The sequence below is a fragment of the Roseburia amylophila genome (genome assembly GCF_025567465.1).
In the GTDB taxonomy this organism is placed as follows: domain Bacteria; phylum Bacillota; class Clostridia; order Lachnospirales; family Lachnospiraceae; genus Roseburia_C; species Roseburia_C amylophila.
In genome coordinates, this window is record NZ_JAOQKI010000020.1 from 1 (window position 1) to 16,055 (window position 16,055).

The 16,055-nt window shown below is 40.2% G+C and carries 12 protein-coding genes and 2 pseudogenes; 3 read left to right on the forward strand and 11 right to left on the reverse strand.

The window, feature by feature from the left end; all coding sequences use genetic code 11:
• Nucleotides 1-84 precede the first annotated feature (84 nt).
• Genes OCV43_RS11375 through OCV43_RS11390 form a run of 4 tightly spaced genes read right to left on the reverse strand, consistent with a single transcriptional unit; the run spans nt 85 to nt 6,841 of the window.
• Nucleotides 85-1,263, reverse strand: coding sequence for a hypothetical protein (locus OCV43_RS11375; RefSeq protein ID WP_262624139.1), 1,179 nt, complete (start codon nt 1,261-1,263; stop codon nt 85-87).
• Between the two features lie 2 nt (nt 1,264-1,265).
• Nucleotides 1,266-2,030 (reverse strand): hypothetical protein, encoded by a 765-nt coding sequence (locus OCV43_RS11380; RefSeq protein ID WP_022243339.1) that lies wholly within the window; start codon nt 2,028-2,030, stop codon nt 1,266-1,268.
• Nucleotides 2,031-2,041: 11 nt separating this feature from the next.
• On the reverse strand, nt 2,042-3,271 hold the full coding sequence (locus tag OCV43_RS11385) for a DUF5716 family protein (RefSeq protein WP_262624140.1): 1,230 nt from the start codon (nt 3,269-3,271) through the stop codon (nt 2,042-2,044).
• A 30-nt stretch (nt 3,272-3,301) separates the two neighbouring features.
• Nucleotides 3,302-6,841 (reverse strand): DUF5717 family protein, encoded by a 3,540-nt coding sequence (locus OCV43_RS11390; protein ID WP_262624141.1) that lies wholly within the window; start codon nt 6,839-6,841, stop codon nt 3,302-3,304.
• A 134-nt stretch (nt 6,842-6,975) separates the two neighbouring features.
• On the opposite strand from OCV43_RS11390, the gene OCV43_RS11395 reads away from it, so the two are divergent.
• On the forward strand, nt 6,976-8,067 hold the full coding sequence (locus tag OCV43_RS11395) for a pyridoxal phosphate-dependent aminotransferase (protein WP_022243342.1): 1,092 nt from the start codon (nt 6,976-6,978) through the stop codon (nt 8,065-8,067).
• Between the two features lie 193 nt (nt 8,068-8,260).
• On the opposite strand, the gene OCV43_RS11400 is transcribed toward OCV43_RS11395, so the two are convergent.
• From OCV43_RS11400 to OCV43_RS11410, 3 genes are read right to left on the reverse strand one after another with little or no spacing between them, the layout of a single operon-like run.
• A complete protein-coding gene (locus OCV43_RS11400) occupies nt 8,261-9,085 on the reverse strand; it encodes a hypothetical protein (protein ID WP_262624142.1) in 825 nt (274 codons plus the stop codon).
• Nucleotides 9,079-9,777 (reverse strand): ABC transporter ATP-binding protein, encoded by a 699-nt coding sequence (locus OCV43_RS11405; RefSeq protein WP_022243344.1) that lies wholly within the window; start codon nt 9,775-9,777, stop codon nt 9,079-9,081. Before OCV43_RS11405 ends, OCV43_RS11400 begins: the two co-directional genes overlap by 7 nt.
• Nucleotides 9,774-10,145 carry a GntR family transcriptional regulator gene (locus OCV43_RS11410; RefSeq protein ID WP_022243345.1) on the reverse strand — a complete coding sequence of 124 codons (372 nt, stop codon included), beginning with the start codon at nt 10,143-10,145 and terminating at the stop codon, nt 9,774-9,776. Before OCV43_RS11410 ends, OCV43_RS11405 begins: the two co-directional genes overlap by 4 nt.
• 177 nt (nt 10,146-10,322) lie before the next feature.
• Here OCV43_RS11410 and OCV43_RS14075 point away from each other — a divergent pair.
• Nucleotides 10,323-10,591, forward strand: a pseudogene (locus tag OCV43_RS14075) (transposase); the annotation flags it as partial.
• A gap of 305 nt (nt 10,592-10,896) precedes the next feature.
• Here OCV43_RS14075 and OCV43_RS11420 read toward each other — a convergent pair.
• A complete protein-coding gene (locus OCV43_RS11420) occupies nt 10,897-11,631 on the reverse strand; it encodes a leucine-rich repeat domain-containing protein (protein ID WP_262624144.1) in 735 nt (244 codons plus the stop codon).
• Nucleotides 11,632-11,987: 356 nt separating this feature from the next.
• Complete coding sequence (locus tag OCV43_RS11425) at nt 11,988-12,734, reverse strand: leucine-rich repeat protein (protein WP_262624145.1); 747 nt, start codon at nt 12,732-12,734, stop codon at nt 11,988-11,990.
• A gap of 168 nt (nt 12,735-12,902) precedes the next feature.
• On the opposite strand from OCV43_RS11425, the pseudogene OCV43_RS14175 reads away from it, so the two are divergent.
• Nucleotides 12,903-13,554: pseudogene (locus OCV43_RS14175) on the forward strand (transposase zinc-binding domain-containing protein); the annotation flags it as partial.
• A gap of 148 nt (nt 13,555-13,702) precedes the next feature.
• On the opposite strand, the gene gltA reads toward OCV43_RS14175, so the two are convergent.
• Both gltA and OCV43_RS11445 read right to left on the reverse strand, forming a co-directional pair.
• The gene (gene gltA, locus OCV43_RS11440; protein WP_227709804.1) at nt 13,703-15,088 is read right to left on the reverse strand and encodes an NADPH-dependent glutamate synthase; all 1,386 of its coding nucleotides are present in this window, start codon (nt 15,086-15,088) and stop codon (nt 13,703-13,705) included.
• A complete protein-coding gene (locus OCV43_RS11445; RefSeq protein ID WP_262624147.1) occupies nt 15,088-15,975 on the reverse strand; it encodes a sulfide/dihydroorotate dehydrogenase-like FAD/NAD-binding protein in 888 nt (295 codons plus the stop codon). Before OCV43_RS11445 ends, gltA begins: the two co-directional genes overlap by 1 nt.
• Between the last annotated feature and the right edge of the window lie 80 nt (nt 15,976-16,055).

Here is a 16,055-nt window from a genome sequence, read left to right on the forward strand (position 1 = left end):
AAAATTCATACAAAGAAACGCCAAAACCGACATTTGCCGGAGTTGGCGTTTCTTAATTAGGGACTTATTTTACAGCCCCTATTTTCATTCTCCGGTTCCGCAGAGCCGGTCCACAGAATTAATAATCTCACGGACTTCCGGGATTTCCTCATGATACTCTTTCATGAGTTTTTCAATTTCTTCCTTCTGTTCTAATACTACATCCATGTTATATTCAATGGATGCCCGGATTTTCTGCCGCCGGCTCAATAATTCATGCTTGATTTCCACCATTTCACGCTTATCTACCAGTGCATTGGGCTGACTAATCCAGACCTTTGCATCATAAAGTTCATATTTTTGCAGCATGCGTACTAACTTTCCATTAAAATATTCCAAGTCATCACTGTTCCGCTCAAATTTCTCTCTTTCCCGCTTGGCTTCTAAGTACTGCTCCCAGAGATAGGTCAGTTCATAGGAATTATGCACATGGTATTTCTCACAGGCATAATCCACCGCATTCGTAGAATTTACATACTTTATTTTAGTACGGTTCAAAAGAGTAATGGCATGATTCATGTTCACTTCTGCCCGCTTGATTTCTCTTGTATTATTCTGATTCCGGTACAGCATAAAGAATCCACTGGCTGCCGCAGCTACCATCAGAATCGTAAATAGAATCCGTACATCCATTTCCAATGCCACATGAAGAACCAATATGACTGCAAGGAATGCCAGTACCATGCCAAATACTACATAGGATGCCTTCCGCAGAATCTTCTGTTCTTCCATTAACTCTTCCCGGTAATAGGCCCATTCATTCTTCTCCCCTTCCAGGTAATTCATATCACGCTTTACGGCCGCCTGATACATCTCATTTGCCTGCAGGGTCCGGATGGATTCCGTCAGAGTCTCCTCTTCCTGTTCCATCTGTGCATACTGCGTATCTGTCAGCTTCTTGGTTGCTTTCAGATAATCAGAACGGGACTGGTCCAGTGTAAGAATACTGTTTGCAGTATCTCTTAATGCAGTTGCCTCATCTTCCGGCAGTTCTTCAATAATCTGGATATCCTTTAAATAAGAAGTCACCACACGATATTCAGACTTTTCATTTTCCAGGGTCTTTGTGGTGTCAATCATCTGTTCACAGTGACCCAGAACATAATGTTGTACTTTATGTTCATCCTTCCGGTCTTCTTCCGATAACGTATCCTCTGTGATACATTCTAAGACCTCTTCGATTGTTTTCTTTGGTTTCCTTTTTCTTCTAAAAAATTTAATCAATGTTATGCCCACCGTCCATTGCTTTCGTAAATATATTTTTTCTTATCCAGCACATCCCGAAATGCTTCCAGTACTTCTTCCTCATCATTCCATTGCTTATGAATATCCTCTAATGTCTTTTGCAGTTCTTCTGATACTTCATAAACCTGTTCCTTTTCATCCGGTGCTGCCATCCGCCATGCTTCTTCCATCTCCCGCATACATGCCGGATTGTTATTATAGTCATAAGCTTTCTTAAAGCATCGTGCCGCATCCCGGTACAGGAATAATCCGGTATGTGCAACTCCAATATTATTCCATATATTTCCTATGACAGAAGCAGCCAGCTTCCCCGCCTCTTCCTTCTGCAGCAGACGCATATATTCCCTGATAGCCATGACATACCGATGATTCATAAGGCTTCTGTCTGCCCTGATTTTCATACATTCAATTTCTGATTTATTTTCTACTTCTGCCAGTGCATATTCGATTTCATCTTTTTCTTTCTTTGTGCAAAAGCCGCATGCATCCATCAGAAGCCGGACTTTCTTTGCCAGCGTTATTTTCTTTCGGACAGCCTCTTTTAACTGCCCGGCTAACTCCAGGTCTTTTAACTCCTCTGCAATCCAGCTGATTAAATCATCCGACACAAAAGAATCGTCAAGATATTCCGCGTGGTTTAAAATATACCAGTTCAATTCCTCCAGGGAATAGATATTTATCATATTCTGTTCTAAATAATATGGCACATCGGTTTCTTTCCGATTGCATAAAATCAATTCTCCCATGAGTTCTCCTCCTACAGTTCCATTTTATATTCCCACACTTTTTCAGAGCTTTTATAAATCTCTCCAAATCCAAGGTCCCGTATGGTAACCTTTACAGCGGAATCCGACAGTGCTTCTGTCATAACAGAAAGTCTGGTCATACGTTCCGGCCGTTTTGGAATATCCGTAAGCTCTAAGGATTCTATCTTTGCTTCCCTGCTGTCCGGAAGCTGCAGCCAGAAATCAACGGTATTCGTACCTGCCAGTAAAATCTCGCACTGATTCTTTGCTTCATACCAGTTTTCTCCTGCACTTACCAGTGTATGGAAAATAAGTTCTTCCCGGTCTTTTACTTTAAGGCTGATATTTACCTTCATCTCATTCTCGCCAATATAGACAAACTGCCATGGCTGCATTCCGGTATGGATGCAGGATGCATAACAGGCTCCCTTAGCATAAAGATTTTTGCCTAAGAAAACATGCCTTCCGTTGCAGAGAAATTTTAAGGATTCTCTCATCCATTCTCCATCAAAACCATCCCCGGTCAGATATACCGAAGAATAAATTTTACGGGAAACGGCATCTGTTACTACATCTAAAAACGCAGTGTCTTTATTGCCAATCAAAGGACCATAATCTTTCAGATAAATATGAACCAGCTGTGGTGTGGAATTCAGATTACGCTCCATGTAATAAAAGCGCATACTGTTCTTGGAATAATCAAAGAGAACTGCATCATGCAGCCACAGTTCTTCCTTCTGGCTTAAAGCATAGTAATAAAAGCTTTCTGCATAATCGATGACATGATACTGCTCTTTTGTCCACTTCATCCGTCCGGCTATTTTTTCAATCAGTTCCATCTTCTCCCGGTTTAAAGTATCCATGGTAATGGTAATTCTTGCCAGCTTCATGGATGTGCCGAATTTCTGCGGTACCGTAAGAATTTTACGGACAAAGAGACTTAACAGTTCTACCGTATCATAAGTTTCCCCTTCCACGGTAACCTGTTCGCCTGCCAGTGCCCGGCCAAAGAGCCGGTCACAGCCGCTTCCTTCGCCATTTTTCATGACAGTCTCTGCTTCTTTTCCGTAATACCACTGTCCGATTCCTCTCCGCTTACAAAGGCTTAATGGAATCTGGTACAATTCACTGCCTGCCACGGTACTGATGGTATCCGGCTCTGACATATCGGATGTACAATATGATACTAATGCGTATTTTTTTCCAAAATCAAGTCCTATTGAAAGGCTTTTTTCCTTCATACCATCACCCTATTATTGTTTTCCCTGTTATTACATCAGTTGAAAACGTTCTTCATTCCTTTTCTTCATGCTGTCATATTTCCGTAAAAGCCGCTCTAACTTCTCATAATCCTTTAAGGTATATTCTAATTCCATTTCATTCAACATATCGTAGGTGCTTCCGTTTTCCCTGCCACAGATATCCTTACAGGAAAGCCGTCCACTCTCAGTCACAACGGACTCCCGTGGTGCTTCCTCTGAAATATAATACGGAATTTCTTCTCCAAAGAATACGATAAATTCTTTTACGAAAATGCCCTCATACATCTCATTCATATCTTCATCCACATAGGATTCACCCTTCTGATAGTGAACCACCACACGCTTACTTGGATTTGTCCGGTATTCCAAAAACTTTCGGTCGTAAAAATGAAATCGATAGCGGATCTCTTCCGGCATCTGCTGATAAAATGCAAAATAAAGATTCTGTGCCAGCTGCTCCTGTAGAAGCTGCTCTGTCATCTCCATTACACCTTTTTCTTCTATGGACAAATCCCTCTTCGCCACTGCATAAAGCAGTGCCAGCTTCATCACCTGGCTTAATTCTTCCTGTTCCTCATAATTTTTCTTTAAGCCTCTAATGACATTTTCCGGTACAATGCCCTGATGCACAAAATAGAAATGTGCGAAATAATTTACATATGCTTTCTGCAGAAGATGCGGTGCTCCGTGTGACACAAAGCTTTCATAAATGCTCTGCACCTGTTCTACAAATTCTGCTGTATATAACATCTGCATCAATAACCGTTCTTCCAAGTCTCTGGTATCTATATCAAAAGTCTGCGCTGCTGACCAGACCGCCGCCATTACACGGGTCGGACCGCAGTAGAACTGTGCTAAATACTGCAGCATCTCTTTACTGTATTTCTTCGCCTGAAAAGTCACTGCACAAAGTGCCAGCAGGAAGTCATCACTTTCATAATCCACTTCTTCTATTTCATAAGTCAGAAGTGCTGTCAGTTTCTCCAGCCGGATGCCTTCCCAGCCAAATTCCCGGATATCCGGATATGCAATCTCATATAACCGGTATTCCAACATCAGATTCAAAAGATAGGCTCTGTCATCCCGCTTCATAGAAGAAAGCGGTGCATGACGCAGACACTCTTCCACCAGTTCCTGATTATCTTCCTGCTCATAGAAATGTACTGCCTTTGCATAAAGCTCTGCCCGGTAACTTTCCCGCAATGCTTCCTCTTTTAAGAAGATGCGTAAATACTCACTATCCTCCGGCATAAATGCAAGGTGGGTATCCCTGGATGTAAAATGATACAAAAGATACGAAATCTCATATGGTGCATATTCCATGCAGGTACGGTAAAAGGCACCAGGCCTCATCAGCTTTTCCAGCTGGTATGAAATCTCACTGCCATACCGGTATCCCTTCGTATCCTCAAATACAATGACATAGTCCTTGCTGTATAACTCAAAATAAGCACTGCCATTTACAATCGGCACACACTGCACTTTTCGCAGCTGGTCATGCAAAACATACATCCGCACAATATTCGGTGCAAAGCAGTTCATTTTATGGGTAAAGAGAATCTTCGCCAGTGGTCCTGCCATCTCTTTTTGTATCATGCCTTTATTTAATAAATCAGAATAGATAATCGCCAGATTATCATCAATATGACCTTCTTCTATCTGGGCAATTGCGAATTCTTCCATCCGCTTCCGGTAACTGGAATATACCTCCGGCTCTTTCTCCTTTAACGCTGCTACATTTGCAAGCAGAGCCGCCTTCTGTTTGTATGGAATGCTGCTGTTATACTGAAAATACATCTGTATCATCCGTGGAATTTTCTTAATGGCAAGTAAATCCATGGACATTAAATATGCTTCATTTAATCCTGCCAGCCGCAAATCTTCTTCCACGCCACGTTCAAACCAGATATGATAATGCAATCCAAAACGCTGTCCTCTTATCAGGTAAGCACAGATTGCTGACAACATCTGATTATTCTGAAATTTATCATATGCCACGCACATAGTCTTATAAAGCAGCGGATGAAATACCCGTTTTTCCGATACCAGCGTCGTAATCTGCATGGCAAGGTCACTGGTCAACACACCTTTTTTTGCCGCCCAGTAAAGAATGCGGATTTCAAAATCAGTAAGTCTCGTTAAAAGATACGGATTCTGCCAGTATAAATAGAATCCTTCGATATAGAAAAACGGACTGTTACAGCCGTCTAACATCTGGCTCTCAATTGCCCGGATTTTCCTGGTATCATTCTCACAATATTCTTTCTTTAAGAAAAGCAGCATCCAGAACACCCGGATATCATCGGTTTTCTGATAAATTTCTTCAATCTCTGCAGTCAGCCGGTTCACATAGGATTCTTCCCGCTCCCACAACGTACGGAGATAGAGAAAATATGCATAAAGCGGTGTATCTTTTGCTTCCTCTTTCCGCCGGAACTCATCAAATAACCACTCTGCCTCCTGCTTCTGTCCGCTTACCAGTAATGCCTGTATTTTCATCAGAAGATACCAGTCATTTTCCGGCCGCATTGCAATCAGATGATTCAGTGCATCTAACATTCCTGATGCAAAAAGTCCTGCGCCAATCTTTTTCATACGATAATTGAGATAGATTCCGGTGATATGTGCAAGTGTTCTCTGCTCTTCCAGATAATCGATATGCTCCTGTTCTCTGCGCTCCGGCGTCCTGATTATGGTAATCTCATAAGTAAGATGCTGATAAATATTTTCTAAAGTAATTCTTCCATAATTTTTTCCGGTATGAAGTTCTGCCGGGTCAATATAATAAATAAGGTCGCAGATACTTCCGGTAAAATCATCTGAAGTATAAACATTCTTTTCCAGTTTTAAGAAGCTGCTGTCTGTCTGTGCTTCAAAGCTTATATACCCCCAGCCATTCTTCTGCACAAAAAGCGTTTCCTTCTGCTCCTCTTTGATATCCTGATAGGTAATTTCCTGTTCTTTTAACGCAAGTTCAATGCGTGGCTTGGCATTGATCGTAACCAAGAACTCCTCCATACCGGAAATCAATGCTCCCGGTCCGCCAAAGCCGGCATACCATAATAATTCTTTTCCTTTTTCTTCTTTTAATACATGTTGAAAGCCCTGGGAAGCAAACAGGCGGTAAGCTTCCATATAATCCGTCTGTGCCAGTTTGATAAAATCACTGAGATTTCGGATTCTTCCGGTAGACGCATTTCCATAAGGCCGGATTATAGACACAACAAAAGAAAGGCTGTATTCCAACTGATTACAAATAATACAGAATTCACCCTTTTGTATATCGCCAACCCGGAAACCCTCACTATGGAACTGAAATCCGATTCGGACTTCTTCCCCTTCAAATTCCGGTGTCAGACATTCCATATATGGATTAGAGGAATAAATCAGCCCCTTTACCGGAACATGGTTGGATACTTCAATCACAAATTCTCCCGTATAATCCTGTCCCTCTAATACCTCAATTTCAATCTTCTCTTCCGAAAGAGATAAAACCGGCTGTTCCTGTTCAAATTTTCCTGCTGCAAGTCTCTGAATCCGTCTACGCAAAATGTCACCTGCTTTTCCTTCTCCGATATGAGATTTTGTTGCTTTTTCTCTCATTACAGTTATAATAGATTATAAACTATTTAAAACACACATGCAACTTTCTTTCCGTTGTATTTTAACAGGAGGTCTTTTTCATGATAACACCAAAAGAACATTTTCACGGAAGTGATTTAGAGAAAATAGAAGCCGTTTACGGTATCAAAAAAGAGGATATTACAAGCTTTTCCGCCAATGTCAATCCCTTAGGCGTATCTCCGCTGCTGCGAAGTACTTTGGCTTCCCATATTGATGCCATTACATCCTACCCGGACCGGGAATATACTTCTTTACGAGAATGCATCGCCGCTTATACCGGCACCGATGCCAGCCAGGTCATTGTAGGAAATGGTTCCACGGAATTAATCTCTCTTTTTATTCAGATTGAGCATCCGAAAAAAGCCATGATTCTCGGTCCGACTTATTCGGAATATGAGCGCGAAATTTCCTTAGGCGGTGGTACTACACTCTACTATCCACTCCGTGAAAAGGACGATTTCGTCCTTGATGTGGATGATTTTACCGCTCACTTAAATGAAAGTATCGACCTTTTAGTACTCTGCAATCCCAATAACCCTACCTCATCCTGCATCAACCGGACGGATATGCGCCGGATTTTAGATATCTGCAAGCAATATGATATCTTTGTCATGGTGGATGAGACTTATGTGGAATTTGCCGATAACATGGATGAAATTACCGCAGTTCCACTGACCCACTACTATAACAATATTATTATCCTGCGTGGAACATCCAAATTCTTTGCTGCTCCGGGGCTCCGCCTTGGCTACGCTATCAGCGGCAATCAGGATTTAATCAAATCCATCAATACCAGAAAAAATCCATGGACCATTAACTCTCTTGCCGTAATTGCCGGAGAATTGATGTTTACCGATGAGGAATACATCCAGCAGACAAAATCTCTTATTTCTTCAGAGCGTGCCCGGATTTATGAAATCTTTAAAAATCACCCGGATTTCAAACCATACAAGCCATCCGGCAACTTCATGCTTCTTAAAATCTTAAGGGAGGACATTACTTCTGCGGATTTATTTGATAAAGCAATCCGGAAGAATATGATGATTCGCGACTGCTCTACTTTTCCTTTCTTAGATAACAAATACATCCGCTTCTGCTTTATGATGCCGGAGATGAATGATAAGCTGATTGACTGTCTTCTTTCGAAGTAATTTCTTATTTTTTCTCCGCTAATCTGTGCCAGCCGAAACTGCCACTGGCAGTTTCTATGGAATTCATGGCGACGTAAAAAGGCGAAACCAGTCTTTTTTTGATTGGTTCCGCCTTTTCTTACTTTACAGGAAATTGCTTTCCTGTAATTTGAAAAACGTTCCTCGAGGATGCACAACAAGTAGTTTTCTCATTTTATTCCAGATTTAATTTCTTATGGGTAATCAATGCTGTTATGATATAGCATACAATTGATACACCGATGTAAAGTATCATGCTCTTTGAAAATATATTTCCATACATATTTGCAATCGTTATGCTAAAGAAGCTGTCATCTCCCATTGCAGCCTGTTTCTCAACAAATCCATTTGCTGAATTAATGGATATCACAAAAGATATAATCTGAAGAATCGCATAAAGCACACCATACATCACAATCGACATTGCAACTTTGTGGCGGAACAACTGACCGATTGCCATGCTGGCATATACCATAAGCATAGCGGAAAACGCAGAAATCACACTATATAATATTGCCCAGCCAAAGAGTGCCGGAATCGAAATTCCTATCATATCTCCCAGCTGCTGCAGTAATTCTTCCAGCTTGATTCTTTCCCCTTCATTACCCAGATTCAATCCAGCTGTCACTATCAATGAAAATGCCGAAACATAAACAAGTATTGATGTAATTGCATGCCAGAATACCGCCACCAAAAGCTTTCCATTAATCAAGGAAAAGGTGGTTACCGGAAGGGTATGTGACAAATAACCTTCTGCACCATACATGCTGTGGTAAAACCGAACCAGCAGAAAAATAAATGCCGTAACGCTCAATGCAATCAGCCCAATGATATACAAAAGAAGCATTGCCAGCCCGACCAAGGCTCCTATATCTGTTTCGAAAACCTGCATTTTCATCATCAGCATGCCAATTAACGTAACGCCGACCAAAACCATTGCCAGTGGAAATAATACTTTCCAGGTTGCTTTCATTTCATGTTTCATTACTTTTCCTAACATCTAAACACCTCCCGGAACAAAGCATCCACCGATTTACCCTGATTAATTCTAATATCATCTACTGATGAAGTCAGGCTGATTGTTCCATTCTGAATAAAGACTACCTCATCTAATACATTCTCAACATCTGCAATCAGATGGGTTGAAATCAGAATCGTTGCATTCTCATCATAGTTGGTAAGAATCGTCCGCAATATATAATCTCTTGCCGCCGGGTCTACTCCTGCAATCGGCTCATCCAGAACATATAAGTCCGCACGACGGCTCATTACTAAAATAAGCTGCACCTTTTCTTTGGTTCCCTTGGACATGGATTTTAATTTATCATTGGGATTAATGGATAATTTTGCCAGCATATCATAAGCTCTTACCACATCAAAATCCTGATAAAAATCTTCAAAATAATCTAAAATATCACGTACCCGCATCCCCATGTTAAGATATGTATGATCTGGCAGATAAGAAACCACCTTCTTTGTCTCTACGCCAATCTTCATTCCTTCCACCAAAATCTCGCCCTCATCCGGAGTAAGGATTCCGTTAATCAGCTTAATCAGTGTTGTCTTTCCACTTCCGTTCGGTCCTAAGAGGCCAACAATATGTCCGCTCTCTAAGGTCAGGTTCAGATGGTCAAGCGCAGTTTTCTTTCCATATCGCTTGCATACATCTTTTACTTCCAATAATGTACTCATGCCTGCTCTCCCTCCAAAATCTCCTGAATCAAAGATAAGGTTTCTGATTTCTTATAGCCAAGCTTGCTCATATTTTCCAAAAATTCCTTAATCTGTTCCTGTGCCAGATTATTCTTCAACTCCTCAATCATTTTTGCATCCTCCGTTATAAATCTCCCGCTTGTACGCTGGGAATACACAAGTCCTGTCCGCTCTAACTCTGTCAGTGCTTTCTGCATCGTATTCGGATTTACTGCAGCTACCGCCGCCAGATCCCTGACAGAAGGTAACTTATCTCCCGGACTGTATTTACCGGATATTATTTCCATCTGAATCCGCTCCACAATCTGAATAAAAATAGGACGATCCGAATCCAATTCCCATGCCATGCAATCACCCCTTTCCGTATTTTTGTACTATATAAGTAATACAATATATTCTTACGACGGATTTGTCAAGAGGATTTTCATTACCAATCCTTAATTTATTCCTCATGTCAGAAATAGTGGCCACCAGGTGGACACCAGTAACCAATAAGGTGGTCACTTAGCAACCAACTTATAAAAACTTCCCGCATTGGTCCATCTTTTCGTAAAGTTAAAAATGAAATGTACACCAGACACGAAGACAACAAAACTGTTACTGAAACTATTCCTGCTTTGGACTTCATCCAGAAACTGATTGTCCACATCCCTGAAAAACATTTCAAAATGCTTCGCTACTATGGGATATATGCAAAACATCACAAACAGGAAAAGAAACTTCTGGTTTTAGAAATTTACCACAAAAAACTGCACTATTTGAACAATATCGAAAGGTTATGAAATATGGATAAATCCATGCTCATAATAATTTTTTCTCCATAGTCAGATAGTGCAGCTACCCTAAACCAAAACAAAAAACGTCATAAACAACGTCATGGCGAATCTAACATTCGCTCTTTTGTCATGTCATTTTTTATTTCCAGTTTATTATACACTATTTCTGACGATTTGAGAAATTTCCTATAAAGCAAGAAAAAGAGCTTCCCATGATGGAAAGCCCTTAAAATTTACACACTGATGCCCCTTGTTGCAAACTATGTCAAACAGTCCGGGGCCTCCTTAACTTAATCGTTAACTAGAAGTAAATCATACAGAATTATTCTACTGTGTATGTAAGATTATTTTCTTTTGCATATTGTTCAGCATATGAACCAGCCTTAACGATCAAATTGAAGCCTATAACATGCATCTCTGTAACACTTTCTGGAACTTTCAAATCCATTCCTTCATTGTTCATCGGAGGACAAATCATATTTGAGAAATCATCTTCACCGATTTTTTCTAATCCTTCATTTAGTATTAAATTCTGAAGATTAGTGTTTACAAAAGCAGCTCCACCTATAGTTTTTACAGAATTTCCAAGAACTACATATTTAAGTTTTTCACAATTACCAAATGCCGTTTTTGCCACTTCGGTAACATTATTCCCAATCCGAACAGCTACAACATCTTTGTCATTCGCAAATGTTTTATTAAATCCAACAACTTTCTTTCCATCAATTTCATCTGGAATAACCACGATTGGATCCTTACCAACATACTTCTCTATTACTATTTCATCTGAGTTGTCAATTAACTCAAAATCCTCTGCCGGAGTCTCATCATGACTCATCAAATCATCCATTGTAATTTCATCTGCTGATTTATAACTAGTATCATTCTTATTATCAGACTTATCACTTGAAGATGTGTCTTTCTGGCTGTCCTGCACATCTGCTGTTTGTTTTGTTTGGTCTGTCTTACCTGCATTGTCTGATGACGAACTTCCACAGCCTGCTGATGACACAGCCATTGTAAAAATCATTCCTAGAATTAATAGTCTCTTTTTCATTTTTTTCTCCTTTAATAACCTCTGATTGTTTTTATATTATATGTGCACCAGTCGGTACTGCTGCTATCATACAAGTCGGTATAATCACTATATACTGGCAGTGTAATTAGTAACGGATCTACTTTCAGTTTTGAATCAAGTTCAAAATAAGTTTTTGAGTTTTTGAGTTTTCCAGTTTGTAGCTACCATCCTTAGTTATCTTTGACGTTTCAAAAACTTATATTCCAAAAAAGAGAGTCAATTCCCCGCAACTGACTCTCATAAACTTTGGCAAACACTCAAAAATTTGATTACCAGGTATAGTATGGCGGTTTCCTATGATAGTATTCATATTTAATTAATTGACATATTGTAAATTATTCTGCTGTGAATGTAACCCCTGCATCGGCATGTTCATTTGCATATTGTTCAGCATATGAACCCGGTTTACCAATGAGATTAAAATCCGAAACATGGAGTTCTGTAACGCTCTCAGGTATTTTCAAATCCATTCCCCAGTTATTTAATGGTGGATCTACATAATCCGTAAAATCATCTTCACCTATTTTTTCCAATCCATCATTAAGAATCAATTCCTTTAAGCTTGTTCCACTGAAATTTCCTCCATCAATACTCTTCACAGATTTTCCTAACACAAGATATTTTAAATTTACTGAATTTCCAAATGCATCTCGATCTATTTCTGTAATATTATTGCCTATTCGAACTGCTATAATATTTTTATCATGCGAAAAAGTTTTATTAAATCCAACAACTTTCTTTCCATCTATTTCATCAGGAATAACAACAATTGGATCTTTACCAACATACTTATCTATTACTATTTCATCTGCACTGTCATTGAACTCAAAATCCTCTGCCGGTGTCTCATCATGGCTCATCAAATCATCCATTGTGATTTCATCTGCTGATTTATACTTCGTATCTTTCTTATCATCATCTGACTTACTATCGCTTGATTCATCTTTCTGGCTGTCCTGCACATCTGCTGTTTGTTTTGTTTGGTCTGTCTTACCTGCATTGTCTGATGACGAACTTCCACAGCCTGCTGATGACACAGCCATTGTAAAAATCATTCCTAGAATTAATAGTCTCTTTTTCATTTTCTTCTCCTTTGAAGTTAATTATTTTATATAATTTTATATTACTTTAGTAAATGGCGCAATAGGTCAGAATTACCATTAATCATATAATTTCTGTAATAAATATGGATTTTGCTTACAGTAAAAAAGTGACTTCGACACGCTCAACACCCCTATTCTAGCACCATTATGAATATATTACAATCTATCTTTACCGATTATTATGAACATATCATTTACGAACTCCATTCACGTCCTGCTGTCATTGAAAATGTCAACAAGATGATTCATTGTGGTGACTCTTCTCATGGTGGTGCCATGTATGACTGTCCTCACTGTGGAAATCTTAAATTTGTTCCCTTTCGCTGCAAAAGCCGTTTTTGTCCTTCCTGTGGCAACAAATATAACCAGCTTCGTTCTTTTCATATGTCCTGCAAACTTGTTTCTTGTGTTCATCGCCATTGTGAAATGGAATCCTCATATCCACGCTCTCATCTCCGAGGGTGGGGCTGGTAACATCACTCCCTGGTGTCCTGTCAAACACTTTGATTACAATTTCCTTCATAATGCCTTCCGTAAAGTTCTCCTTGAACAGCTTACTTCCCGCATTGGTCCATCTTTTCGTAAAGTTAAAAATGAAATGTATACCAGACACGAAGACAACAAAACTGTTACTGAAACTATTCCTGCTTTGGACTTCATCCAGAAACTGATTGTCCACATCCCTGAAAAACATTTCAAAATGCTTCGCTACTATGGGATATATGCAAAACATCACAAACAGGAAAAGAAACTTCTGGTTTTAGAAGTTTACCACAAAAAACGTCATAAACAACGTCATGGCGAATCCAACATTCGCTCTTTTGGCATGTCATTTTTTATTTCCAGTTTATTATACACTATTTCTGACGATTTGAGAAATTTCCTGTAAAGTAAAAAAGGGACGCAGAAACTGCGTCCCTTAAGCATATATTATTATGCTTTATTCTTTATTTATTGCGTAAGAATTCATCAATTCCCTTTGCTGCAGTTTTTCCTGCACCCATGGCAAGGATAACGGTTGCTGCTCCGGTTACTGCATCTCCACCGGCGTATACGCCATCTTTGGAGGTTGCTCCGGTCTCTTCTTCTGCAATGATACATTTTCTGCGGTTGATGTCCAGACCCTTGGTAGTGGATGAAATCAATGGGTTTGGAGAGGTACCAAGAGACATGATTACGGTATCTGCCTCGATTTCGTATTCAGAACCCGGAATCTCTACCGGGCTTCTTCTTCCGGATGCGTCCGGCTCACCTAATTCCATCTTAATGACACGACAGCCTTTTACCCAGCCGTCTTCGTCTACTAAGATTTCAGTAGGATTCTGCAGAAGGTCAAAGATAATGCCTTCTTCTTTTGCATGATGTATTTCTTCTTTTCTTGCCGGAAGCTCTTCCTCGCCACGACGGTATACGATATGTACCTCTGCGCCGAGACGTTTTGCGGTACGGGCTGCATCCATTGCAACGTTACCACCACCAACTACAACAACTTTTTTGCCGGCTTTGATTGGCGTATCATAGTCATCACGGAATGCTTTCATCAGGTTATTTCTGGTTAAGAATTCGTTTGCAGAGAATACTCCCATTGCCTGCTCGCCAGGGATTCCCATAAATCTTGGAAGTCCTGCACCGGAACCGATAAATACAGCTTCGAATCCTTCTTTTTCCATTAATTCATCAATGGTAACTGCTTTACCAATGACAACGTTGGTCTCAATCTTAACGCCTAAAGCTTTTACATTTTCTACTTCTGCTGCAACTACTTTTGACTTTGGAAGACGGAATTCCGGAATACCGTAAATTAATACTCCACCGGCTTCATGTAAAGCTTCAAAAATAGTAACATCATAGCCAAGCTTTGCCAAATCACCGGCACAGGTAAGACCTGCAGGGCCGGAACCGATAACTGCTACTTTATGTCCATTTAATTTTTCTGCTTTCTTAGGCTTGATTCCATGCTCTCTTGCCCAGTCAGCTACGAAACGCTCTAATTTACCGATTGCAACTGGCTCACCCTTGATACCACGGATACATTTTCCTTCACACTGACTCTCCTGTGGACATACACGGCCACATACAGCAGGAAGTGCAGATGATTCACTGATAATATGATAAGCTTCTTCGAAGTTGCCTTCTTTCACCTGTGCAATAAATGCCGGAATATTAATGGAAACCGGACATCCTTTCATACACTGTGCATTTTTACAGTTTAAGCAGCGTTTTGCTTCTGCTACTGCTTCTTCTTCATTATAGCCAAGACAAACTTCTTCAAAGTTTGCTGCACGTACCTCTGGCTCCTGTTCACGTACAGGTACTCTTGTTAATCCTTCCATTATTTGTCACCTCCGCACTGACCGCATCCACCATGATGGGTATTGCCTTCCTGCAATTTTAACATTGCACGGCCTTCTTCTGTCTTATACTGAAGCTGTCTCTTCATTGCCTGGTCGAAATCTACCTGATGTCCGTCAAATTCCGGTCCATCCACGCATGCGAATTTTACTTCGCCGCCAACCACAAGACGACATGCTCCACACATTCCGGTTCCGTCTACCATAATCGGATTCATGGATACAACAGTTGGAATGCCAAGCTCCTTGGTCAGTTTACAAACGAATTTCATCATAATCATTGGTCCGATGGCAACACAATGATCGTAACGAACACCTTTATTCCATAATTCCTGTAACTGGTTGGTTCCCATTCCATGGAAGCCATAAGTACCATCATCGGTTGTTACATAAAGATTAGTTGCAACTTTACGCATTTCTTCTACCAGAATTAATAAATCCTTGGTCTTAGAACCCATGATAACATCACAGTCTACCCCATGTTCATGTAACCATTTTACCTGTGGGTAAACCGGTGCTGTTCCAACACCTCCGGCGATAAATACAATTTTCTTTTTCTTTAACTCTTCTATATCTTCCTCAATAAGGTCGGATGGACAGCCCAGTGGTCCAACAAAATCCTGGAATGCATCTCCTTCCTCTAAATATGCCATACGCTCTGTAGATGCTCCAACTGTCTGGAATACAATTGTTACAGTTCCGGCTTTCTCATCATAATCACAGATGGTAAGTGGTATACGCTCACCTTCTTCATCGATTTTCACGATTACAAATTGTCCTGGCTTTGCAGACTTTGCTACCCGCTCTGCTTTGACATCCATAAGATAAATCTTATCTGCCAGCTTTTCCTTTTTTATAATAGGATACATACTATACCTCCATACTTTGTTTACATCAACTCGTGGAATTCCAGACCACTAGATTTAATCATATAGGAAAAGTGTCAGAA

Excerpts from the sequence above, each read along its gene's own strand:
- OCV43_RS11385 (WP_262624140.1), bottom strand. The coding sequence starts at position 3,271 with ATGAAGGAAAAAAGCCTTTCAATAGGACTTGATTTTGGAAAAAAATAC.
- OCV43_RS11405 (WP_022243344.1), bottom strand. The coding sequence starts at position 9,777 with ATGAGTACATTATTGGAAGTAAAAGATGTATGCAAGCGATATGGAAAG.
- gltA (WP_227709804.1), bottom strand. The coding sequence starts at position 15,088 with ATGGAAGGATTAACAAGAGTACCTGTACGTGAACAGGAGCCAGAGGTA.
- OCV43_RS11445 (WP_262624147.1), bottom strand. The coding sequence starts at position 15,975 with ATGTATCCTATTATAAAAAAGGAAAAGCTGGCAGATAAGATTTATCTT.
- OCV43_RS11400 (WP_262624142.1), bottom strand. The coding sequence starts at position 9,085 with ATGTTAGGAAAAGTAATGAAACATGAAATGAAAGCAACCTGGAAAGTA.
- OCV43_RS11380 (WP_022243339.1), bottom strand. The coding sequence starts at position 2,030 with ATGGGAGAATTGATTTTATGCAATCGGAAAGAAACCGATGTGCCATAT.
- OCV43_RS11410 (WP_022243345.1), bottom strand. The coding sequence starts at position 10,145 with ATGGCATGGGAATTGGATTCGGATCGTCCTATTTTTATTCAGATTGTG.
- OCV43_RS11420 (WP_262624144.1), bottom strand. The coding sequence starts at position 11,631 with ATGAAAAAGAGACTATTAATTCTAGGAATGATTTTTACAATGGCTGTG.
- OCV43_RS11425 (WP_262624145.1), bottom strand. The coding sequence starts at position 12,734 with ATGAAAAAGAGACTATTAATTCTAGGAATGATTTTTACAATGGCTGTG.
- OCV43_RS11395 (WP_022243342.1), top strand. The coding sequence starts at position 6,976 with ATGATAACACCAAAAGAACATTTTCACGGAAGTGATTTAGAGAAAATA.